The organism is Sphingomonas sorbitolis, assembly GCF_036663875.1.
Lineage (GTDB): Bacteria > Pseudomonadota > Alphaproteobacteria > Sphingomonadales > Sphingomonadaceae > Sphingomonas.
Map to the genome: position 1 here is coordinate 1 of NZ_JAXOJS010000013.1, position 23,771 is coordinate 23,771.

10 protein-coding genes and 2 pseudogenes are annotated in these 23,771 nt (G+C 62.2%); 4 read left to right on the top strand and 8 right to left on the bottom strand.

Annotation, left to right across the window (positions count from 1 at the left end; translation table 11 throughout):
- Positions 1 to 117 precede the first annotated feature (117 nt).
- Positions 118 to 486, top strand: a complete 369-nt coding sequence (locus U1763_RS20345; protein WP_332756749.1) for an SOS response-associated peptidase family protein — start codon at positions 118 to 120, stop codon at positions 484 to 486.
- A 128-nt stretch (positions 487 to 614) separates the two neighbouring features.
- Here the strand turns inward: U1763_RS20345 and U1763_RS20350 are convergent, their stop codons facing one another.
- The 5 genes and pseudogenes from U1763_RS20350 to U1763_RS21170 all read right to left on the bottom strand — a co-directional run.
- Entirely contained in the window at positions 615 to 4,082 is a 3,468-nt protein-coding gene (locus U1763_RS20350; protein ID WP_332756750.1) for an AAA family ATPase, read from the bottom strand.
- Entirely contained in the window at positions 4,082 to 5,335 is a 1,254-nt protein-coding gene (locus U1763_RS20355) for a metallophosphoesterase family protein (protein WP_332756751.1), read from the bottom strand. Before U1763_RS20355 ends, U1763_RS20350 begins: the two co-directional genes overlap by 1 nt.
- A 161-nt stretch (positions 5,336 to 5,496) precedes the next feature.
- Positions 5,497 to 6,216 carry a hypothetical protein gene (locus U1763_RS20360; RefSeq protein ID WP_332756752.1) on the bottom strand — a complete coding sequence of 240 codons (720 nt, stop codon included), beginning with the start codon at positions 6,214 to 6,216 and terminating at the stop codon, positions 5,497 to 5,499.
- 10 nt (positions 6,217 to 6,226) lie between these two features.
- Positions 6,227 to 6,913 carry a hypothetical protein gene (locus tag U1763_RS20365; RefSeq protein WP_332756753.1) on the bottom strand — a complete coding sequence of 229 codons (687 nt, stop codon included), beginning with the start codon at positions 6,911 to 6,913 and terminating at the stop codon, positions 6,227 to 6,229.
- 41 nt (positions 6,914 to 6,954) lie between these two features.
- Positions 6,955 to 7,137 (bottom strand): annotated as a pseudogene (locus U1763_RS21170) (IS3-like element IS426 family transposase); the annotation flags it as partial.
- Between the two features lie 251 nt (positions 7,138 to 7,388).
- On the opposite strand from U1763_RS21170, the gene U1763_RS20370 reads away from it, so the two are divergent.
- The 3 genes from U1763_RS20370 to U1763_RS20380 are packed head-to-tail and all read left to right on the top strand — an operon-like array spanning position 7,389 to position 16,410.
- A complete protein-coding gene (locus U1763_RS20370; RefSeq protein WP_332756754.1) occupies positions 7,389 to 13,679 on the top strand; it encodes a DEAD/DEAH box helicase family protein in 6,291 nt (2,096 codons plus the stop codon).
- A 3-nt stretch (positions 13,680 to 13,682) separates the two neighbouring features.
- Complete coding sequence (locus tag U1763_RS20375; protein WP_332756755.1) at positions 13,683 to 15,422, top strand: nuclease-related domain-containing DEAD/DEAH box helicase; 1,740 nt, start codon at positions 13,683 to 13,685, stop codon at positions 15,420 to 15,422.
- Positions 15,423 to 15,426: 4 nt separating this feature from the next.
- On the top strand, positions 15,427 to 16,410 hold the full coding sequence (locus tag U1763_RS20380) for a hypothetical protein (RefSeq protein ID WP_332756756.1): 984 nt from the start codon (positions 15,427 to 15,429) through the stop codon (positions 16,408 to 16,410).
- A 3-nt stretch (positions 16,411 to 16,413) separates the two neighbouring features.
- Here U1763_RS20380 and U1763_RS20385 read toward each other — a convergent pair whose 3' ends face one another.
- The 3 genes and pseudogenes from U1763_RS20385 to U1763_RS20395 all read right to left on the bottom strand — a co-directional run.
- Entirely contained in the window at positions 16,414 to 19,386 is a 2,973-nt protein-coding gene (locus U1763_RS20385; RefSeq protein WP_332756757.1) for an SNF2-related protein, read from the bottom strand.
- Entirely contained in the window at positions 19,383 to 22,340 is a 2,958-nt protein-coding gene (locus U1763_RS20390; RefSeq protein ID WP_332756758.1) for a hypothetical protein, read from the bottom strand. Before U1763_RS20390 ends, U1763_RS20385 begins: the two co-directional genes overlap by 4 nt.
- 256 nt (positions 22,341 to 22,596) lie before the next feature.
- A pseudogene (locus tag U1763_RS20395) lies at positions 22,597 to 22,886 on the bottom strand (integrase core domain-containing protein); the annotation flags it as partial.
- Positions 22,887 to 23,771: the final 885 nt, after the last annotated feature.

Below are 23,771 nucleotides of genomic sequence, written 5' to 3' on the forward strand. Positions count from 1 at the left end.
CCGAACTCGAAAAGCAACGGTGGGGTTTAAACCCCACCGTTGCTTCACCCGCGCTCCTGCGCGACAACAACGGTCGGTCTCTGGTTGCCGCTGGATGAAAGGCGGGGGTCACGTCACGTGCGCAACCTGAACTCAAGCTTCTGGCGCTCGATGTTGACTACCCCAGCACGACGCTGCCTTGTCCCGGTGACCGCTTTTTCCGAATACGGGTTGGCACCCGGCGAAGACGGCAAGAAGCCCCTTCACTGGTTTGACGTGCCAAGCCGTCCAATCTTTGCGTTTGCAGGCATCTGGCGACCAACCGAACGCGGCAACGCCTATGGCTTCTTAACCACTGAGCCCAACGCAATCGTTGCTCCTATCCACCCCAAAGCCATGCCCGTCATCCTGCATGACGATGACTACGAACGTTGGCTCACCGCATCTTGGGACGAGGTGAAGGAGACGGTGTCCCCCTACCCTTCGCAGTTGATGCGGGTAGAGTGATCGGCGGTGGGCGAAAGCGTTAAAGGCATGGCATTCGTGCTTTTGGGCAGGAAAGCCTCGTAGTGGCGGATGACAGCGTGCTGCGACATCCGCTTGCCGTGGAAATCATGCCTTTCCGACGCACTTCGCTACGCCGCGATCGCGCCGATCGGTTCGATCGTATGAAGGCGGAAGCCATCCGATCCCACCGCGTTGCGCGCGACGTCGATGAGATGTGCGTGATGGCTGAAGACGATCACCTGGCTATGTGCTGCCGCTGCGGCGAGCACCCGGAGGAGTGCCGCTGCCCGATCATCATCTGCGGTGATCAGCAGATCGTCGCAGACGATCGGCAAGGACCCCGCGCTGGCGCGTCCTTCGATCGAGCCTAGCCGGAGCGCGAGGTATAGCTGATCGCGCGTTCCCTCGCTGAGTGCCTCGACGCGGACCTCACCACCGTCCGAGCGCTGCGCGAGGATGATCGGACTGTCGTTATCACCATAGCCGACGGTCAGGCCCGTAAAGGCACCGCCCGTCACCTCTGCGAACAGCACGCCGGCCCGCGCAATCAGCGGTGCCTGATTGGTTGTGCGATGCCGGTCGAGCATCCAACGAAGCAGCGCGGCCGCGCTCGCAGCTTGGATGTGTTCCTCCGCCGCCTGCGCCAGTGCCGCAGTCGTCTCGGAAGCCGTCTGTTGTGCGTCAGCAGCAGCGCTTTCGCTTGCCGCTCGGCCGGCCACTTCGTCCGCCGCGTTCAGCGTTCGTCCGACGATTTCTCGCTCAGCCGCCACTTCGCGCCGGCGGTCGTCGATTCGAGCGCGTGCGCTCGAGGCGTCTTCGACCGACAAACCGGCAATTTCATCGGCCAGCGTATCAAGCCCGGCGCCGTTGTCAGTACCTGCAAGCTCGTCGAGCGCTTCGCGTTCCGCCGATCGAAGAACGTCTCGTCGGGCCACGCTTGCGATGATGCCGTCCAAGCTGGCTTCATCCGTCGTGCCGGCCGCCTGCATCAGGGTATCGATCGCGACGGCAATGCCGGCAAGCCGACGCTCCGCCTGGTAGAGCTCGCTGGTGATGCGGGCGCGATCCTTTTCTAGGCTCGCTAACGTATCACGTGCGCGGATTGCTGCGCGCAACGAAGTCGCCAGTCGCCGCACGTGCTCGACCGTGTCGGCAGAGCCGGTAACTTGGAGCACAGCAAGCACGGCTGCCAGTTCGGCGTTGAACGCCGATCGGTCCCGATCGATGCCTTCGATCTGCCGCGTGATCGAATCCCGTACCCCGGTTTCCTCAGTGACCTGGGCGATAGCTACGAGAGCGTCGGCAAGGACGGTCTCGCTCGCATCGGCGGGAAGCGCCGCCTCGCCTGCCAGCACTGCCCGTTCGTTATGGAGGGACGCGCGCGCGCGCGCCAGCTCGGCAACCTCGACTGCAAGCTCACCCGATGCACGCTCGATCGTGGCTAGGGCAGCCAGCAGCCGATCGCGATCGGCTGCGGCGGTCGTCAGCGCAGCAGCATGACCGCGAGCCAGCGGCACTAATTTCAGATCGTCGGCTGCTGCAACCTGTCCCTTCACTGCCGAAAGAGCGGTTACGATCGCGTTGCGTGCCTCCCCGAACCGGGTAGTCAGGGCTTTAAGCGCAAGTTCCGCGGACGCCGCGTCCCGATCAGCTTCCAGCGCTGCCGAGCGCTTTGTTAGCCATCCGGAGAGGTCTGCAGGTGCGATGACCCGCTCGAAGCCCAGCGTCTGCAATCGTTCGGCCCAGCCTTGTTCAACCAGATCCAACGCCGCTTGATATCGGGCCTCTCGCAGATGCGCCGCGGCCACCAGTGCATTCGCTTCATCGAAGGCGACGGTCGTGAGGACATATTCGGCGACGCGAGCTGCTTCAGCATCGCGTCGGTCAGCCAATTGATCGGCCTCTGTGATCGAATGGCCAAGTGCGTCGCCAATCCGATCGTGGTCTCCGGGATATGGCGCTGCCAGCCGCTCGCGGACGTCGTTAACGAGAGCATCGCGCTGCTGTCGGGCAGTTGCAATTACGTCAGGTGTCGGAAGCGCCCCACCGGCGATCAAACCCTTCAGCCTCGCATCTGCCCGGATAGCGCTGGTTTGCGCGGTCTCGCCTTCCTTGCACGCACCAACTGCGTCATTCCTGGCCGTCTCGCCAGCACTTCGGACCGCGGCTGCTTCCGCCTCGGTGGGTACGCCAAGCGTGCGCAGACTCGCGATCGATCCCTGCCACGGGGTAAGATCGGATAGCCGTTCCGCTGCAAGTGTCCGCTTCCGCTCGGCCTCCAGGGTAGCGTCCGCCAACCGCGTTTCCGCATCGGCAGGCAAGAGCTGAAGCGTCGCGATCAGGTCGGCCGGGTCGATCGCGTCGCTGACCGCCCCGAGGTCATGCTCAACCGCAGCGCGGTCGCTGGCGAGTTTGACCTGCTGCTTCTCAACTACGATCTCGCGCGTCTTCAACTCCCGAACGGCATCGAGATGCGCGGCTGCACGCTTGCGCCACCCGGCAGAGGGGATTGGTTGTCCCGGAGTGATCCGTGCTTCCGCCAGCGCAGCGGCCAGCTTGGTATCGATCCGGTCCAGCTCTGTGCGACGTCGGTTCAAGTCGCCAGTCGCCTTGGCGATAACCGGTCGTTGCTCTTCCAGTGCCTCGATCCGATCCTGTTCGGACACGATGATGCCGGGCTGCTCGATACCGGCGATCGCCTCTTCGACGCGCGCGAGTTCCCCCTTCGCCTGAGCCGCAAGTTCGGTGGCCGTAACGCGATCGGCGCGAAGAGTAGCCAGCTGTGTCGCCGCATCTGACGCCAGCGTAGGTAGTTCCTCGAGACCAGCCAGTTCGGTCCGCGCGGCGCTCAGACGGGCGAAGGGCACCCGCGCTCTCCCCACCCGGTCCAGGCGGGCCTGCTCACGGTCGAGTGCGTCTGCCTCGTCGATCAGCGCGGTGCGGCGCGCCTCGGCATCGGCACGGCGCTGCCGGGCCTGTGTCCAGTCGGCATCGCTGATCGACGTCTGTCGCACCTGCGCCAGCGCCTCGGACCGCTCACGCATCAATCGGTTCACCGGCGGGTTCTGCCCACCCGGTTTGAATAACGCTGAGGCTGCCTCGGTCAGCCGGGCAAGCTCGTTGCCGATATGCGAGACGCCCGTTCCCGCCTCGAGCGTGATCCGTGCCGCATCGTCACGACCTCCGATGATGCTTGCCCCGCCCTCGCGCAGCTTGGTATGATCCAGTCCAAACATGCGCTCGAACCCGGCACGATCGATGCCGCCAAGCAGCGGTGCCAACGGATCGGTCTTGAAGGGCGTGCCGTCCGCGGCGAGCAGGGTGTCGCGATTGCCTTTGCGCCGGGTGATGTCGAGCACGTCACCCTCGTGTTTGATCAATGCGCGCAGGCGAAGTTGCCCATATTCGTAGCGCCAGTTTTGTCGACTCTGCGCAGGGATGCCGAACAGGAAGTCACCGATCGCCTGTAGAGCGGTCGACTTGCCCGCTTCGTTCGGGCCGATGACTAGGTGCAGGTCAGGGCCGTCACGGCCAAAGTCGAATACGCGATCTGCGAAGCCACCGTAGCGGACCAACTCTAGCCGTCGAAACCGCATCAGTGAGCGCCTTCGCCGAGCCGAGCCTCGACAAGCGCTTTAGCTGCGCGGACTAGTGCTGCACCGTCCCGGCCCCGTGCGGACGCAAGCAGCGGCGCCGTATCCGGATCGCCAATGTCGGCCGGCAGTTTGGCCGTCAGCGGCGCGATGGCGTTCTCGATCGCTCGGAGGCAGTCCGGATCGTCCAGTGCCTGGGTCAGCATCTCCAGCAACTCGGGCGGCAGTCCGGTAGGCAGTGCTCCGTCCTTGGCGATGATCTTCACCCGCTCTATCCAGAGCGCGTCGGCGACACCCGCGGCATGCCCGCGGACCTCTGCCTCGAACCAGGCGGGATCGGCGCGCAAACGCTGCGCGAGCGGACCATCGACCGTTATCGAAACCCGCGCAGCCAAAGGGCGACCATCGGCACCCAGGACGGCAGGACGCAGTTGCGCCTGGATCGCGGCGAGGGCCTCCATCGGGTCCGCGGCGCCGATCGCATCTACCCGGGCATGCGCCCAGCGGACCTCATCCGTCGCGCGGTGTTCGACATGGACGATGGCGCCTTCTTCGACACGGACCAGGACAGCGCCCTTGGCGCCAGTCTCTCGAATGTGTCGCCCCTGGGTATTGCCGGCGAAGACGACATGGGGGTGATCGGATCGAATGGCATGATCGTGGACATGGCCCAGCGCCCAGTAGTCGTGGCCAGCAGCCTGTAGTTCGCCGAGACTGCACGGTGCGTAGTTCGCATGCCCCTCATGGCCATCGAGCGCGGTATGGAGCAGCGCGACGTTGAGCATGCCCGGCACCGGCGGGCAGTAGGTCGACGCGATGTTCTCGGTCGTGGCCGCTTCCTTGTAACTGCGGCCGTGAACAACGACGCCAAGGTCATCGAACCGCACGCTCTCGCACTTTGCACTCTTAAGCTTGTAGACCCCTTCGGGCGCCGTCAGGTGCCGAGTGACCCGGCTCTCGGCGTCATGATTGCCGAAGACTATTACTGAGCGGATGCCGGCTCGCGTGAGGCGCGCCAACTGCGCGACCGCGAACTGGCCGGTCGATTGGTCCTTCCAGGCCCCGTCGTAGAGATCGCCCGCTATAACGACAAAAGCCGCGCCTTCCTCAATTGCGAGATCCACGACGTTGGAAAACGCCTTTCGAGTTGCCCCGCGCACTAGGCGCGAGAATGCCTCATCGCTGCGCGACAGGCCGTGCAGCGGGCTGTCTAGGTGTATGTCCGCCGCGTGGACGAAGGTAAGTTTGCCGGCCATTGATCAAGGCCTATCACCTCGTACTGCTTATAGGAATGCTTGTGCGGCCGACCCAGATTTAGCCATTAAGCGCTGTTTCACTTCACCCTCGACCCTAACATTCCTCTGCAGGAGGAAGAAGAGGGACTGCACGGTCAACCCCAATTGCCTGAGGCGTCGCGTCACCTTGCCCCAGGCCTCCGTTCATCCGCCTTCCCGCCTGCATAGAGGGCGAAGCAAACGACGAGCAGAATGACGCCCCCCACAATCTCGCACGTCATTAGGAACTGCAGCAGCGGAGACGCCGGAGCGAAGCCAGCGTTGCCGCTCGTGGTTATGGTCGAAGCGCTAATCCACAGGGACTCGCTGATCCGCGCAGGGGCCGAGCACCACATTTTCTCTGGCAGAAGGGTGTAAATCAACGCGTAGTTTACGATGAGTTCGACGTAGCTGTTCAGCGCCAGTTTGACCCTCCAGGCCGCAGTCAGGTCGCTGCTGGCAGTCTTCGAGATCAACTGCTCTATCGCGTCGCGATAAAACGCGATTAAAACCTCGGCGCATCGCGACCAGAGGAACCAGGCCCATAACCACCAGAGCGGAAAGTCGTGCGTGCGCAGGACCGCCGCGTTATCCGCCAAGACGAAGGTCAAGCCGGCAACCGTGAGTAGTGCCGTCGCCAGATAAAGGACGTTGAGCGTGACGATCCAGATAGATCGCCTGCCCTCGTCAACTGGCTTCAGGCACGAGGCAATCCGGAAGGTGGGCGACACCACTGTCAGGACTAGCCACGACAGTCTGCGCATTATCGTCATGACCTGCGAATGCTCCTTCCGCCACGCGGCAAGGCGCTTGTCTACCTCTGACAGGGGTTGATTATTCGAGATCTTGGATTGGTCGCTCATCCCAGTGCCATCAAGTGAAGTTTTCCATCCGCTTATTAAGAAGGTCGTTGGCGAAGGCTCGGATGAGGAGGGACTCCAAATCGCCAATCATGCCGTCCGCCACCTCGTAAGCGCTGACGTATGCAGCAAGTTCATGTAGCCGGACGGTAACGGTCCGAATCTGCCGCCGCAACTCGTCAGAGGTGCGAAAGTCCTGTCGGCGCTCCGGATGGTTTACCCGGCGGATATTCTGAAGTTGCCGGTCTCGGTTGAAGACTAGGTTAATCTCTTTCCAAAGCGACTGGCTGCGGGCCTTGCCCGCGTAGAGCGCCCGCCCGCGGCTATCGTGAAAGATGTATATGCCGTGCCGCGCCTCCAACTCAGCTTTTAAGCCGGACAGGTAGGGGTGCTCGACACCGTCCATCTTAGCTTGGAAGATGCAGAAGTTCTGTCCCGAGCCCACTTGTGCGGGCGAAAGCTCGAAGAACTCCACGATTGGGCGGAGCGCGCTGGATTGCATCCGTTCGGCCGCCGCCGCTTCCACCTTGAAGAGCATACCAGCCAACTGATCCGCGCTAACGTCGTCGCGAGCTTGCCAATTGGAAAGGCTTTGGACGGTCATTCCGAGCCGGGCGGCGACAGCTCTGTCTGTTGGAGCTTTCCCGAGCTCACTCTCCATTCGCTTGCGAATGTTGTTAATAAAGTCCGCGCCCTTCATCCTCATCTCCCCCTTTGCTCCATACGTAGACCGGCAGCCGGCCGTCTACGCAAGTCGGATCGCGGGACAATGTCGAGCGCGTCGGCGACCGCTCTCACAAACCGTCCCCCGGCAACGAGGTCGAGCGCACGGAAGTATTCTTTTGGACTTGCAGCCCGGGACAGGGCCTCGCGCAGCAGATCGTTCTCCATGGCCTTCTTGCCCAGCAGCCGCTGCAGTTCGCGAAACTGCGCTTACAACGCCCGGTACTCGAACGCTGGCACCACCTCCTCGCCATCGTTGAAACGCCTGGTCGGACCGTCGGTCATATGCGTCACTCTTACCAAAAAGCGAGACGCTGTCAGGTCATCAAGGGGTCACCTCATCTGCGGACGGCGCTAGTTTCGGCGCGCTATGGGTCACTGGTAGTTGCATCGCGAGCGGCCCTATGGCCTTAGCCACGGACAGGCAGCTAAATGCCTGAGTTGGGGGCTGGATGTTTAGCGAACTTAGTAACCTTCATCGAGCTTTAAGCGCCTATATCGAGGCAACATATCATATTTCCAATCCGAGCCTCGTCGACCTGCGACGCTTAATCCTCGATCAGCAGGGCACGATTTCACAGCGGGCGTATATTGAGAGCACACCGATCTACCAAGGCGATAAGAAGTTCGCTGACCTCGCCATCCCCGACGACGCGCGCAACTTTCTGACACACCTTGGCACGAAAGCCGGTGGCCGATTGGTGTTTGATCCGCCATATCCTCATCAAGCCGAGGCACTCGAAATTATCGCTGATCCGGTCGGCCGTTGCTTGCTAGCCACGACCGGCACGGGTTCGGGCAAGACGGAGACCTTCCTCCTTCCGATCCTGATGAAGCTCGCCGACGAAGCGGCTAACAAGCCCGAGCAATTTTCCCAGCGCGCCGTTCGTTCAATTATTCTCTACCCGATGAACGCTCTTGTGAACGATCAACTCGGTCGCCTTCGTCGACTGCTCGGCGCGGCACCGGTGCGAGACTGGTTTACCGAGCATGCGGGGCGGCCAGCAAAGTTCGCACGCTATACGGGGCGGTCGCTTTATCCCGGACAGCGTACCGAGGACCGTAACAAGCGGCGCCTCAAAAGCCTCAACTTCTACCGGGACCTCGAGCGAGACGCGCAGATCGACGAAGGTGCCGCCGCCCAGATCGATCAGTTGCGCTCGCTCGGTCGATGGCCAGCCAAGCCAGCCGATGCCGACGGCGAGAACGGGATGACCAAGTGGCTCGGCAGCGGCAAACGCTGGCTTGGGCCGGATCAGAAGTTTCAGCGGGCGATCGAGCGGGTCCAAGATCCCGAACTGCTGCTGCGCCACGAGGTGCAGGATCAGCCACCTGACCTGCTCATCACAAATTACTCGATGCTGGAATATATGCTTCTGCGGCCGATCGAACGCTCGATCTTCGAGCGGACGCGGGCCTATTTCGAGGCCAATCCGCAAGAGCGCCTTTTGTTTGTGCTCGACGAAGCCCATCTCTATCGCGGCGCTAGCGGTACCGAGGTCGCGCTGCTCATCCGTCGATTGCGCAATCGGCTCGGCCTTACACCTGACCGGATGCAGGTCATCGCGACTAGTGCCTCGTTCTCGGACGGCGAGGCGGCCCAGCGTTTTATTGGTGGGCTCGTGGGACGCGATGTCGATATGATCGAAGTGCTGCGCGGCAAAAAGCATGCTCGCCTTCCGTCGGCTGCCGGTGACCAGACACTTGCCACGGCATTGGCCGGCTGCCGCACGGAACAGTTGAAGGATGTCGATCCTGGCCAGCGCATCGACGCGTTGGCATCGTTGTTGTCTTTCCGGCGCGACACGCTGACGGCGCAGCGCATGGTCGTCGCGTCGTCGACGTCAAAGGTGGTCGAAGTAACCGTGACCGGCGTGGACGCCACCCTCAACCCAATCAGCGAAACACTGTCGGTCAAAGCCCATGGGTTGGCCGAAACAAGTCACGCCTATCTCGCGTTGACGGAAGTTGCGGGCGCGAATGGAATCCACGTCGGCCGGTCATCTGACCGGCCCGACATCACCATCGCCGAGGGTCAGGTACTTGTTGTTCGCGACGGATTGCAGCGCGCGGTCTATGCCGCGCTGCAGGGCCTTCCAGTGATCGGACGGCTCGTCAACCTGACGGGCGGCGCGACAACTGACAGCGACTCTGTCACCAAGGAGCCGAAGGCACCTATCGCGCTGGCGGCGATGGGTGACTTGCTGTTCGATGGCGAAATGCCACCTGCAGTGCGCGTAAAGGCGACCGATGCGCTGCTGGAACTCGCTTCGTACGCAAAGGCCGAACCTGATGGTCAGCCTTTGCTAGCGGCGCGGGTCCATGCCCTGTTTCGTGGTCTTCCCGGTCTGTGGGGCTGCGCCGACGAAACCTGCTCTCATATCCCGGAGGGCACCGACTCTGGTCCGACAGGGATGCTCTATTCCCAATCTACCCGCGAATGCGCGTGCCGCGCGCGCGTCTTCGAGGTTCACACCTGCCGCGACTGCGGCGTTGCTTACTTCAACGCCTTCGCGCTTAACCCCAGCCAACCTGAGTTCCTCTGGGCCGAAGACATCGGCGACATCGACGACGTGGACGGTGTGGTCCGTCCGGTGCAGATACTGCTACAAGACCCTGGGTTCGACGCCGACAAATATTGCACGAGCGGCTATCTCGATCCGCTTACCGGCCGTGTCGGATCCAAATCGCGGGATGCGCGCGAAATCTGGCTGCCGCGGCCGGCCAAGGATGTTGAGCCGGGGCATTTCGAGAAGTGTCCGCACTGCGAGACCAATGGCTCGCAGATCATGGATCACCAGACCAAGGGCGATGAGCCGTTTCAGGAACTCATCAGCGTCCAACTACTCGATCAACCGGCTCGCGTCGAAGCAACATCGCCGCTCAAGGGCCGTAAGTCGTTGATCTTTTCCGACGGCCGACAGGCCGCCTCGCGGTTGTCCGGTAAGCTCAAGAATTTCTCGCTGCAGGACAGCATTCGCCCTCTGCTTCTGGCGGGCCTGCGCATGCTGGAAGAGCGGTTTGGAGAGCGGGTGCCGCTGGGCTACGCCTATCCCGCGATCCTGTATGCCTGCGCCAAGTTCGATGTGAACTTCCGCCTGCCTGGGGCCGAGCATGAGGAGTTCGCACGCGACCTGCGTAAGCTCTACGGCTTCATTCGCGACGAGGGCGATTACACCGAGTTTCGCGATCTCGCAGCGACGCTGAACAAGACGCATGTGAAGTCGGTTCGAGCGCCGCTAGCTCGCGTTCTGGCCAATCGCCATACTGGTCTGCTTCCCTTAGCGCTCGCCGCACCAGAGGCCGTGCTGACAGAAAATCAGCGCAAGCGGTTGGCCGCACTGCCCGTGCCGCCGGCAGGGACGGGCACCGATGACGAGAAGCGCCGCGCCCTGCTGGATCTGTGGCTGAACCTTTCGCTTTCAGCCGGCTCCGTCCTTGTCGAGGGCACGCCCAGTGAATGGATCGATTCCAAGGATGGCCCGGCGCTTAAGCGCAGCAGCGGTCGGTATACGACGGTGTTAGAAAAATTGCTGACCGGAAGATGGCACCGCGCCCAGTTCGGGGCGAACGCGAAGCCCGATGCGAGCTGGATCGACTTCCTCGCCACGACCTTCGCTCAGAATCACAATGCGCAGGGCTTCTTCGTCAGCGCAGCCAAGGTACGTCTGAAGCCGGAAATTGAGGTCGAATGGCGTCGGTGTGGTCACTGTACCCTCGCGCAGCCGTGGAACTCCATTATGGGCGTAACATGCATCAAATGCGGCAAGGACACCGATCCGCTAGATCCGCGGCAAGACACGGTCTTCCGGACTCGGAAATATCTTTACCGAAAGTTGGTCGAGCGGCTCGAGGCCGAAGGCGACCAAGGCTATGTGCCCTATCCCTTCGTGGCCGAAGAGCACACTGCTCAGCTCAATGATGCCGGACAGGACCAGGCCTTCTCACGCGCTGAATGGTACGAGCTGCGCTTCCAAGATCTCGATGTGCCGGGACCGCGCGGCGAGCGTGCCGGAGCGGTCGATGTGCTCAGTTGTACGACCACGATGGAAGTCGGCATCGATATCGGCAGCCTGACCGCTGTCGCGCTCAGGAATGTGCCGCCCGGCCGCGCCAATTATCAGCAGCGCGCCGGTCGCGCTGGTCGGCGCGGCTCGTCGCTTTCGACCGTGCTGACCTTCGCCGGCTCGGACAGTCATGATCAGCGCTTCTTCGCGAATCCGCAGGAGATGGTTGGCGGACCAGTCCCCGACCCGGTGCTCAACCTCGACAATCGCGAGATCGTCCAGCGGCATGCCTTCGCACTAATTCTTTCGCTTTTTCAGCAAGAGCGGATCGAAACACCGCCTACCGATGGCGACGCGCAGGCGTCGAACATCTTTGAGTCGCTCGGCAAGCTGAACGATTTCCGCGATCCTAATCCCAAGGGCTTCACCTTTGCGGGCCTTCAAGGCTGGCTCAAATCCAATGCCGGCCCAATCGACGACGCCCTGCGCGATGTCATTCCGAATGCAGCCATTGAAGGCGATCCGGAGGCTTTCTTCGCCGCGATACCTCAAAACTTGCTCGCTGCGCTTGAGGAGGTCGGCGCTGGCATCGGCGACGTCGAACTGGCACCCGCTGATCCGGTCATCGCTGCCGAAGAAGGTCCCGCGTTCGATTTCGGTATCGACGACTACGGTGGCGACGCCGACATGTTCGATACGCCGGCTGACGAGAAACCGGCGGAGGAAGCGCACGAGACGGGGGAGATCAATCCAGAGGCTCCGCTTAAGCCGCAGAACCTGCTCGACCGATTGTTCACCAAGGCCGTCTTGCCGCGCTACGCCTTTCCGACCGATGTCGTGTCGTTCACCGTGTTCGATCCATCGAGCACGCCCTATCGCGCAGAAATCGCCTATTCGCCGCAAGCAAGTCTGACCCAGGCGCTCAGCCAATATGCTCCAGGCCGGGAGGTCTGGGTCGATGGCCGCAAGTTCCGCTCGATGGCAATCTATTCAGGGTTCCAGAAGGACCGCATCAACGCCTACCGGGCACAGCGCCTCTATTATGAGTGTGGGCGATGCGGGTATGCCAAGCTCGAAGACATTGACGAGACTCACCGGCGCGGCGACACCGAAGATTGTCCGGCCTGTAAAAAGAAGGCCGGCATGGGCCCGGCTGAACGCTGGATAAAGCCGGTCGGCTTTGCGCATCCCCAAGATGAAGCCTTCGAACTCGCCGGTGACGAGAACCCGCTGCCGACCCGGCCAACCAGAGCGAAGCTGAGCGCACCGCAGTTCGACCAGCAGCACGAACTCGGGCAGCTCAACCGGGCCGATGGCAGCGGGTTCGCTGCCTGGGCGTCGAAACAGACGTTGATGGTGACAAACCTCGGCGTACGTAAAGCCGGCACCGCCGAGACTGGCTTCCTTTACTGCCCGGCATGCGGCCGCACCGAGCCGACCGGGTGGTCGGAAGGCAAGCTAGCCAGCAGCAAGCCCCACCCTCGCCCTTATCCCGATCATGGCAAGCAGCCCGAATTATGCGACGGGCGTGGCCGAGCGATCGTGCTCGGCCACGAATTTCTCACCGACATCGCATTATTCTCTTTCAAACTGGGGCCCGAACTGCACGTCCCTGCCGGTTCGACCGCTGGTCGCATCGTCCTGACGACGATCGCTGAAGCGTTAAGTGTTGCAGCCGCAGGGCTGCTCGACGTCGATGCAGCGGACATTGGTGGTGGCCACCGCGCGGCGCTGAACGAGGGCGGCGCGCGGGGCAGCGAAGTCGAGGTGTTCCTGTACGACACCGCGCCTGGTGGCGCAGGCTTCGTTCGCGCAGCTGCGCGCGAGCCTGAGAAGCTGCTCAAGCTTGCGCTCGATTTGCTGGAGGACTGCAAATGCTCCTCCTCCTGTTATGCCTGCCTCCGGTCGCACAAGAATCGCTGGGATCATGCCGATCTAGACCGGCATCTCGGTGCGTCGTTCCTTCGCCACATCCTCTCTGGCGAGCGCCCTTTCGTGCCGGAGAAGGTGGAGGACCGGCTGCTCGACCTTCTCGCAACCGACCTCAAGGACAAGGGCGAGACGGTGGAGCGTCCGCAAGCCGGTGAACTACGCCTTCCCAATTACGGCGGCAGAAGCCTCGTCATTAGCCATCCGCTGATCCGCGAACAGCCCGGCTCCGAACGGGCGCACGGTCTCGGGCGCCATGCATCCGATCGCTATCTGGACCAGTTGCTCGTCGACCGCGCACTGCCTGCCGCTATCATTCAGGCGCTTGATGCGTCGTCGGGCTCGGTCAACGATGAGGCCCCATTTGAGTGGGCCGACCACGGCGTTCCGGCCTACCGCTCGCTATCTGCCTTGGGCGGCTCTGGTGCCGACCTGCCAGACACCACTGAGTTTGCCGACATCCAAGGCGCGCCAGACGGCAGCTTCATCGTCAGGTTAGATGTTGAGACGATGGAGAATGCGAAGCTGGGCGACGCTCGCCCATTCTCTCGCGGCACATGGCATCTCTTCACCCGTACGATCGCGCCGTCCAAGTTGCCGACGCTTATACGGCGGACGGACGACAAGGCGTTCCAGGCGTCTTCAAGCGGGGTCACGTTCGGGATGGTTGGCGCGAGCATGAAGGACACTGGCGTGGAGCGCTACCGGGTGGTTTACGCCTCTCTTCGCCCGACCGCCCGTGCCGAGCAGGTCAACACCGATGTGGTCGAGTTTCTCGGCACCTTCCATAAAGTGCTGGGAGCCTAAGCCATGGCTATCATGATCCCTGACGTCGCGCCCGACCAGATCATTCACGGATCTGAACGCGACGTCTACATCGCGCTGCGTGACCAATTGCCTGACGCCTACCGCGTCGTGCATTCGCTGCCGTGGCTGCGCCCCAACCGTGATGATGCCGACTCGCCACTGCGCGAGGGAGAGGCGGACTTTGTTATCTTCCACCCCGATTACGGACTACTTGTGCTGGAAGTGAAGGGCGGCGAAGAAATGTTCGCCCGGGGCCACCAATGGTTCCGTAAGCTATCCAAACGCGACAAACCGATCACTAATCCGTTTGAGCAGGCCCGACGGAACATGCATGCACTGACCGAAGCCGTCGAGGAGCGCACCGGCGGACGGCTCACATCGAACAAATATGTCTACGGCTATGCGGTCGTTTTTCCACACGGCCGTGCGGTTGGCGGGCTCCCCCTAGATGTCGCCGACCAGATCCTGATCGACGTAGATCGCATGCCGGAGTTGGAGCGTATGCTTGAAAAAGCGTTCAAAGCTTTCCCGCGCAAAGTCGGCAAGCTTCAGCGCTACGAGTTCATCGAGATGCTCGATGTGCTGCTTCCACGGTTCCAGATCATGCGGCCGCTCTCGCCGCAGATCGCGGCAGGGCGCGAGAAACTGATCGAACTAACCGATAACCAAGCGCTCGCCTTCCGTGGCCTGTTCGCCAACCCGCAATTGCTGGTCGAAGGGGTCGCCGGTTCGGGTAAGACCCTGCTCTCGGTCGAACGAGCGCTCGCCTTCGCCCGTCAGGGAATCCGGTGCCTTTTCTTGTGCTACAATAAGGAACTGGCTCAGTGGATTCGGGAACAACTCGCCGCTGATCTGGACCGAGCCGAGGCGGCGAAGCTGGTTGATGTCTACCACTTCCACGCTCTGGCTGCCGAACTCGCGAGTGAAGCCGGTCTGCCGTTCGACATACCCTCGGCCCCCGCCGAGCAGCGCCAATTTTGGGACGAGGAAGCCGCAACGATCCTCGAGACCGCCAGCGCCAGTCTTTTCGCGATGGAGGAGCCACGCTACGGCGCACTCGTTGTCGATGAGGCGCAGGATTTCGCGGAACTCTGGTGGTACGCGCTGTTTCCGTTGGTGCAGAACGGTGACAAGGGCCTAATCTTTGTTTTCATGGACTTGGCGCAGAGCCTGCGCGAACAGGCTAGCCCGCCGCCGTTCGACTTCCCGGCGCGCTTCTCGCTCAACATCAATTGCCGCAACACCAAGCGCATTGCCCGGATGAGCGCCAATCTGGTGGCACTGGAGACCCTCTCGCCGGCAGGTGCGCCGACCGGGGTCGATGTGCGCATGCTGCGGGCGGCAGCACCAAGCCAACAGGCAGGCCTTGTGTCGAACGAACTGCGCCGCCTGATCGAAACGGAGAAACTGTCGCCACGCCAGATCGTGCTGATCGGTCCAGCCTCCAAGGACCGTGGGAGCCTCAAAGGGCTGACCGAAGTCGCAGAGACGCGCATCGTTACCTCTGCTGCCGATTGGCGCGCTGGCAAGGGTATCCTTTGCTCAACGGCGCGGTCGTTCAAAGGGCTTGAAGCTGACGTCGTCATTGCCTACGACCTAGCCGCGCTGAGCCCCGGCTTTACGCCCGCCGATCTGTATGTGGCGTGCAGCCGCGCGCGACACGTGCTGATCCTAATCACACATGACGAGCGCATCCGCGGCATACTCGAGCAGGCCGAAGTGGCCAGTCGCAACGATGCTTGAGGCGTTGACGCCCGAGACCCTCAGAGACCGGTTGCGGCTCGCGGCGACGCTGGATGGCGGCCCTGCCCTTCATTCGGTCGCCGATGCGGCGCGCTCCTGCGTTGGGGCGTGGCGATCGCCCGCCCGAGCGCGCGTCACCCTTTACCTCCATCGCCAGTTCCTGGCCGCCGGGTTCGAGGAAGAATTGGTCCGCGCTCGGGTCGGCGAGGTGATCGATGCGCTGATCGAGACCGGTGACCTGACCCCGGTGCGGCTCGACGGCAAGCCCAGTCTCGTCCTGTCGCGGCCGCGATGGATCGCCATCGCCGAAAACGATTTCGTGTTCTTGGGGCAGGACGATTTCGAGACCCCGGCGACCCGTTCCGCTGGCGGCTATGTCCGCCGCGGCACCGCACCGCCGGCGCATGTCGCGCCGATCGACTTTGCCGCCTTCATGGGCCGCCACGGGTATCGCAATCATCTGGCGCGCAGGACGGGTGGCTCGGGCGACGGCACTCTCACTGAATTCTGGGCGATGTTGAGCGAAACGCTGTGCCATGACGGATTACCGCTCGACGCGACTCAGTTGCGCGCGGTGATCGATCCGCCGGGTACTCACAAGGGTCGGTTCGGACGCCACAACCACCCAACCGTCGAGGGTCGGTGGCGGACCGCGGCGCCCGATGGTACCTGGTGCGCCGTCCGTCCAGGACGCAGTCCAAACGAATGGCATCCGATCGTGATCCGGGTGGCAGGCGACGACGTGCGGTCCCTCGATCTGTTCGATTGGGACGAATGGACTTGGGCGTTGCTGGCGCGAGGGCTAGCGATCGGTGCGCCTGAGCGCGCGATTTGGAGGATGGGGATGCTCTCCTTCGAGCATCCAGTGCCTGCACAATTTCAACGCGCGCTCAAGCTGCTCGGTGCCCCGGGTGTAGCGCGCTGGTCATGGACCGTGACGGAGAGCGCCAATGCCGCCTTTTCGCGCTGGCGCGCCGTCGCGCTCTGAAGTCTATTCGATCGTCATCACCATGAACTTGTATTCGTCGTAGCGCCCATCGGCGGGCGCCGCGGCCAACTCGTCGAGCCGGGCAAGCCGGACGTCTCGCGCGTGGATCGCCATGTCGCGCGCGTTGCGGATCGCGCGAAACCGGCTGCGGGCAAAGCCCTGCTCGCTTGTTTCCATGCCTTGCGCCGTCGCCGCATCGAGCACGGCCTGCCGTGTCGCGATCAGGTCTTCGGCCTCGCTGGTGACGAGATAACGCCTTGTAGCGATCCGCGCTTGCAGGTCTGGGCATTCGCTGAGTGAATCCTGATGGCGCCGCGCGAACTCCTGCAGCAGCATCGCGCCGCCGGCGTCCTTCACCGCCTTGATCTCCAGGGCGAGCGGACCTCGCTGGCCGGTGGCGAGAACGACGCCCTCGCCTCGCGCGCTCACATCCCACGGCACGAACAGGGCGTCCGCCATCTCCTGATCGACAAGCGACCACGCACTGTTCTCGTGCCGCGCGGCAAGCAGGTCGAGGCGTGCGGTGAACAGGCTGTTCACCCAACGGCGGTCTGCGCGCAACTCTTCTTCCATCGCCTGAATGGCGTCCCGGAACGGCCTCTGCTCGGGCCGCGTTCGCGATTCCTGCAAGAGTTGCAGGATATGACTGCGATCGAGCTCGACGAGATTCCGATCGCCCGGCACCCAGGCCAGGATTGCCAGCAGATAGGTGCCGCGTCCGGTGTCGCCGGCGAGCATATGCCCCTCGGGAAACCGCACCCTCAGACAAGCCGGAACGGCCTTGCCGATCTTACTCCACTCATTGACCAGCGCCTCATGGAGCGGGGCGCCATGATCGAGAAAGTTGAGCGGTGCCGCTGGATTGTCGTCGAGATGCACGGTCGGTACCGGCGGAGATTCGAGCGACCGCCGGCTATCGAGATAGGCGTAGCGCTGTCCATCCCGCGGATCCAGCCCAGGCAGCGGGAAGCGCGGTTCGGCCGGCCCCGTCGCGTATGGCGAGCGATAATGATGCAGCATCCGGAACCTCCGACCGGGCTTGTCCGGGTTCTTGCCTTTCCACATGCGTAGTCCGTTGGCGCGACCCATCAGCCGCATCCACCCGCGCAGGCCCGTCTCGATGCGGACGATCGCCCGGCTTGCGGTGGACTGCTCCAGCAGTGGGCCCAGCGCGCCTGTCCGATCGAACTGATCGGCCAGGTCGCGCGCGGACTCGGCCGACCATGGGAGGGCGCCGGATAAGGGCGTCACCAGCGCATCGCCATCGTCGGTGGTGATGCTGCGTGCCTCAAGGCTGAGCGCCTGCCAGTTCACGGTGTGCGGCGTCAGCGCCGCGTCGATGATGTGCTGCTCGACGACGTTGATTTCCTCGCCGTCGAGCCGGATGCTACGCCTGAAGACGGCGAAGTCATCGAGCACCGTGATCACGCGCTCGTCGACCTGGCCGCGCTGGTAGATGGCATAGATGTCGAGCGTGCGTTCGCCGGGCTGGTCGGCGAGCGCGGCGCTGCCGAGGCGATCCAGCCGGCCAATCCATTGTTCTACCGCGACGGGCGACCATGGCATGCTGAAGAAGATGAGCTTGCGCGCGTGCTGTAGATTGAGCCCGACCTGCGCGACATCGGCAGCGATCAGCAACTGATCATCGCCGTCGACGAACCCGCCAATTCCGTCATCATATTCTTCAAACAGGTCAACCAAGTCGGACGTTGCAGAGGCGTCGCGGTTGCGATTGACCGCGAGCGACAGCGGGCGACGCTTGCCTCTGGGGCCGATCGCCGGGAGGAATTGCGGGATCATACGTTCGAGATAATCGACGGTCGGGTTGTCTTCGGCAACGATGAGCACGGCTTCGTCCGGATTGTCGTTCCAGATATCGACCAGCAGATCGACCATTGCCTCAATGCGGCTGTCGCCGTTGGCTGCTTCGAGATGTTTCCCGGCCGCAGCCAAGAAACCGTGCGGGTCGCGCTGGTCGCGTCCGCGCAAAATGTTGATGCGTTCGCTCAAGGCGCGTGGCGAGCGAAGCGCAACCTGGCCAAGACGTGCCAGATCGGTCGAGGCCGCGCCGCGGTCGGCATGTCCGATGAACTGCCAGACCTGATCCTGGCGCGCCACCTCGTCCGCGGTCGGCTCGATTGCAATGCGATGGAGCACGCGCTGCGGCAGTAGATCGGGATAGTCACGGCGATTGCTGTGGGTCACGCGGCGCAGGATGCTGTGGGTGACGGCGAGCGTGGATGCCTGAGCGCGTTCGGGCGGCGGCATGAGGCCAGCGGCATCCCAGTCGGCGCTCACACCTTGCCTGAGCAGTTCGGCGGCCTGCGCCTCTCGCTCGCGAAGCAAGGTCTCAGGCGTGTCTGAAGTCCGCGCCGCCACCGCCATCCGCTCTGGCTCTAGAATGGAGAGCAGTTGGCGGAACGCCTCGACATCGTCCAACTTCGGGGTCGCTGACAACAGCAGCAATTGCCGAAAATCGCCCGCGACATCGGCAATACGCTGGCGGGCATTGGCTTGGAGCCGGTGCAACTCGTCGACAACAAGCAGATCGTACACATTGGGATCAATCTCGGTGACGGAGCCCAACTGGTCATAATAAGCGAGCCGGACATGAGCGCCGTTCTCTTCTTCTTCCGGGGCGCGACCAAGCGGCGTGAAGTGCCCGCGCGTCTGGCATTCGATCAGCCACTGCGGCGCAATATTGTCCGGCACGAGGATGAGCGCGCGATGGCGGGGATTTTGAAGCCTGAGTGCATTGAGGATCATCAGCGTCTGGACGGTTTTTCCGAGACCCACTTCATCCGCAATCAGATGTCGGATACGGCTGTCGGACAGGATCCTCTGCACATTGGCCAACTGGTGCGGATACGGTGCAGCAGCAACGCCGGTCGCTCCGCCAAGCCCAGCCACTTCGCGCTCGACCCGCCGACGGACCGCCTGCACCCCGAGGCAAAGATCGATATAGGGATCGCTCATTCGCTTCCCTTCGCAGCGCCGGCGCGTAGCGCCGCATAGCGTATTGCCCGCGCGGAGAAACCATCGGCAAGAAGCCGTTCGCTAGCAGCTTTCCAGGACAATCGCGCCGCAACCGCAGGTCTGGCAAATAGCCAGTAGGCAGATTCCACCAGGTCGCGGCTCCACTGGCGGACATGATGAGCCGGGCGGTTCTTGACGATCCAATCATGAAGCAGATCGACTACGTCATCAGGCAGCATGGTCTCAAAGTCTGCAAGACTGAGCGCGTCGCCGGCATCCAGCGGCCTCAACAGGTCAACCAGCCCAATCAACGCGGCTTCGCTTGCCGCCGCTCGCAGAGCGCGGTCCCAATTATCGCTGATTTCTCCCACGTCGATATCGTCATCAGGATTGAACGGGCAACCGTCCCCGATCGATTCAATGTCTTCGTAAAGCAGGGTATAGGCGTCGTTGAACAGTTCATCGAGGGCGATCGCCAAATCCTCCTCAATTGGCTCGCGGCTCATCTCCAACGAAACAGGCAAGCCTCGCGCGTCTATGAGGCGGGTCAGGATACGATCGAGCAATGCACGTTGAGCACGAGATAGGCCGACGTCGCTATATCCAATCCCAAGCCGCTCGCAGGCGCTAAGGAAGGCTCCAACGAAGCTTTTACCGCGTCGCTGAGCCAACGCGGCTTCGTGTTCGGCCCAAGCATCGCCGCACAGCTGCTCAACCATCCATGCTTCCAACTGGCGCACGATCTGGCCGCGCCGGAACTGCGTCACTGGGTGATCGACACCCGCAGCGGCCCATCCGATCAGTGAATCAATTACGGCGCGACCATCAGCTTCGCCGCCCCGCGCCCCATTGAATTGGCGCAGTAGCCGATCTGGCTTGCGCACGACCGGTGCGTCGCCCGCTCGCCATACACGCGGGCCGACGCAAATTCCGCCCGTCTGAAACGGCCGCTCATCACCAGCGCGCAGCAGCAGAATATCATTGCCGGTCGCCCAGCTATCGGCGGTAACCGGCGCCAGCGGTTGTTGCGGACTAACGGCAAAGATGGCGAGATCGCCGCGTTCGTCGCTGGCGATCAGCCGACCATTGGACTGGCGTACCCAGGCGAACGGTGCGGTGACCTGCTCGAAGGCGAAGGATATGTCCGCCAAACCAATGACGGTAACGGACAATTCGGCGTGCCGCGCGGTAAGCAGCCGATCGACCGTGTCATGGTCGAGGAGATTCTCCCAGATCGCATGATCACCCCCGAGGCGGCACGGCGTGTCAGGCAGGATGTCACGGACCTGTTTGATCTCCCGGCCATCGCAGTGAAGCGTTAACTGCAACTCGGCTTCCTGGACCATTGCGGCGCTGTCAAATCGCAAGGTGATCTGCCGATCGGCCAAATCAGTCGTCGCGCCGCTTCCGGCGTCGATGTTGATCGTCAGCAGGTGAAGATCGTCATCAACTTCGATGACCTCGAACGCCTGCTCCTCGCCAACCCCGTAGCGCAGCCTGTAAACCCCAGGTTCGGTTGCGGTGAGACCGGCAAGGAGGCTCCCTGTGCCCGACAATGCGGACTGTTTCCCGTTCGGGCCGGTCAGATGCACATCGCACGCGCCGCTCGGCATGCTTACTTCGAATGCGATAAAACTTCCGGCACGAAACCGGCGCACCGGCCGATGCTGCTCGGTCTCAGCGTCACCAATCCAGGCGAAGCGACTGGTCTGCCGCACGGCAAAGCCAAGCGCTGAAAGCCAAGTTTGGTTCATCGGGTCAGCCGCATCAAGCCGATACGCACGCAAGCCCGCAATACGGCCAAGATGCTCGGCGTTGGGCGGTGACGGCGTGGTGTCAACCAGAACAATGCAGTGCCCGCTATCAGCGATTGTGCCCGAACTGCGTTGCAGCGCATCACCGTCCTCGGCAAAATTACCGAAAAGCAAAGGCGCAGCGGTCGCCACGCGCAAGCTACCCAAGAAATCTTTCGCATCCTGCCCCAGCGGCAGGCCGTCAATGTCGTTGAACAGAGGCAGATTGGGCGATGGGAGAGCATCGATCTGTAACGGCAACGGGAAGTCGCTGAAGATATTACGCCCCGGCACCGGTCGGCCGTCGCCCCAAAGAAAAGCACGCCACCGCATCGCATCCAGCGCACTTCGGGCAGCATCGCGCATGGACTGTTCCATCTGCGGAACCTTAAGCCCGAGGCCAAGACGCTTTTCGACTGTGCGGAGGACCATCGGCACGTAGCGCGGTTCAATCTCGGCGCGCCGACGCTGCCGCTGCTTGGGCAGGGCCTGGAGGGCATTTTGCCGTTTGCGCGCCTCGCGCAGCGCCGCCTTGGCTGTCTCATCACGCGCAAGATCGATCACAATGCGCTTGAGCGCGGAACTGGCAATGTCATGCTCGCCGCTGGGGTGGAGGAACTCTCGAACGACTGCAGCGGCCGTATGCTGGTCATCCAGCCATCCGATGAGCCGCACGCCGCCAGCGAGTTGCGCCCGGTGGCGGATCGGCGCGAGCAGCGTGGCTTCGCTTGCGCTTAGGTCAAGATGGCCACGAACGTCGCGCAACGCCCGGGCAAGCGGCCGGTGCAGTTCGATCGGGAGGATTGCATGAAGTACTGGCCAGGCGATATGGCAGAACGCCAGGTTCCACGGACTGTGGGGTGGCTGGGCCAAGCCCATTTCAACCGCCCACCGCCCGAATAAGCTCGATAGCGCTGCGCGATCCGCAAGCGAAACCTCGTGCAATTGCTCAGCGAAGAGCGGCCAGAAGTCAGTGCCAGTGCCATGATAGACGTAGCCGACCTCAGTTGCAGCGACGAGCAATGGTAGCGCTTTTGATCTCCACCAACCGCTTTCAATCCGGTGCTGGGTAAGGGCAGACCGGACTGAGGTCAGCAACAACTCTAGCTCCAGACCCTCCACCCCGTGTTCGAGGAGATAGACTGGCGTATCAGCTTTCACAGCGCGTAGTTCGCTGAAACGCGCGGTCAGCGATGCGTGCAGGCGCTCAATATCGGCCTCTACTATGGTGCCCCTCCACGGCCGACAGAAGCCACGCTTCCCTAGCTTACATGTTGCAGATCTTTGCATGACATGAAAATGGAAAAGCTTGGTGTCGCACGGCGGGGAAAAGAATCGACGGACAAGCCAGACAATTTGGCGGTCCTGCGCGCGAACGCGGGGGTACCGCCTATGAAACCGACTGGCGAGGTTAAGCCTAGGTGTTTAGTCCCGGCATCTGGTGGATCGGATCGACGATGAACCTATTGGGCTCTGACGACCTGATTTTGGGGATGTATTCGTAAGGCGTGAGGCCGCTGAGCGTCTTGAGCCGTCGGGCGAAATATAGGCTGCCCTGAAGTCTGCGAGGTGCACCCGTAACTGCTCGTGGCCTTCATAGTGGAAGCGTTCGACGGTCGCCTCCTTGATGGTTCGGTTCATCCGCTCGACCTGACCGTTGGTCCACGGGTGGTTCGGCTTGGTCAGCCGGTGCTCGATGTCGTTTGCTTCACAGATCATGTCTATACGCCCCTTCTCGCGTTGATAGACGCCTCGGGTTTTAGCGGCCCCGAGGCCCTCGTTCTGACGCTCGCGGCGTAGATTAGTCTTAAACTCGGCAAACACGCTGAGCATGTCGAGGAACGTCCTGGCACGGCGGTGCTGGTATCAATCGGCTGCTCCGTCGCTTTGCGTCCCCCCCTGCCCCTCAACTCATGCACTATACCTGAGAAGCGCACGGTGTCTGACCTATGCGCCTCGTTATTTGAGATACTGGGTTTGGGTTTATTCGCCAGGATACGAGTAAGCGTGGTCTCGGATTCAACGACTCCACGCAGTAGTGCTGCATGCCCGGTGGATATGGATCGTACCGCACCCGCGCCGACGAAAATCAGCGACGGATTGTTGATCGAAAAATGAAGGTTGGGCTTGAGCCGCAGTCGGCGGATACTCACCGGGGTATGCACGTTAAGGCGTTAGCGAATATGTTTTCCAACGACGCTATGGCGCGCTAATTCGGCAACGGTTCCGCCCCGACCCGTGAGGCCCGGAATCTCAAAGTCAGCAACGCCGCAGGAATCAGTTGCGGCGCTTGCAGATACTTTTAGCATCCACTTCAACATGATGCTCGATAAGTGCTCTTTACGCCAGAGACGTAGGCGGCCTCGGCTTATTCGAGGTCTGAACCGTTTGGATCCGTATATGGCGACGGATAGATTGGTGATCCGTCCTGCCGGCTTGGCCATAACTCCCATTCGAAGGTCGATGTATAAAGCGCCGCAAATGCTCTAGGCCTCAAAAGCAGCTCGTTCGCCGTATTATCGGTGATACAGGTAGCACCGATAATCGGCCTATTATTGGCATTACCGTGTTTTTCATTGTTTCTATGCGCAT

Coding starts and splice junctions, on each gene's coding strand:
- U1763_RS20370 (WP_332756754.1), top strand. CDS start 7,389: ATGTTTAGCGAACTTAGTAACCTTCATCGAGCTTTAAGCGCCTATATC.
- U1763_RS20365 (WP_332756753.1), bottom strand. CDS start 6,913: ATGAAGGGCGCGGACTTTATTAACAACATTCGCAAGCGAATGGAGAGT.
- U1763_RS20375 (WP_332756755.1), top strand. CDS start 13,683: ATGGCTATCATGATCCCTGACGTCGCGCCCGACCAGATCATTCACGGA.
- U1763_RS20360 (WP_332756752.1), bottom strand. CDS start 6,216: ATGAGCGACCAATCCAAGATCTCGAATAATCAACCCCTGTCAGAGGTA.
- U1763_RS20355 (WP_332756751.1), bottom strand. CDS start 5,335: ATGGCCGGCAAACTTACCTTCGTCCACGCGGCGGACATACACCTAGAC.
- U1763_RS20350 (WP_332756750.1), bottom strand. CDS start 4,082: ATGCGGTTTCGACGGCTAGAGTTGGTCCGCTACGGTGGCTTCGCAGAT.
- U1763_RS20385 (WP_332756757.1), bottom strand. CDS start 19,386: ATGAGCGATCCCTATATCGATCTTTGCCTCGGGGTGCAGGCGGTCCGT.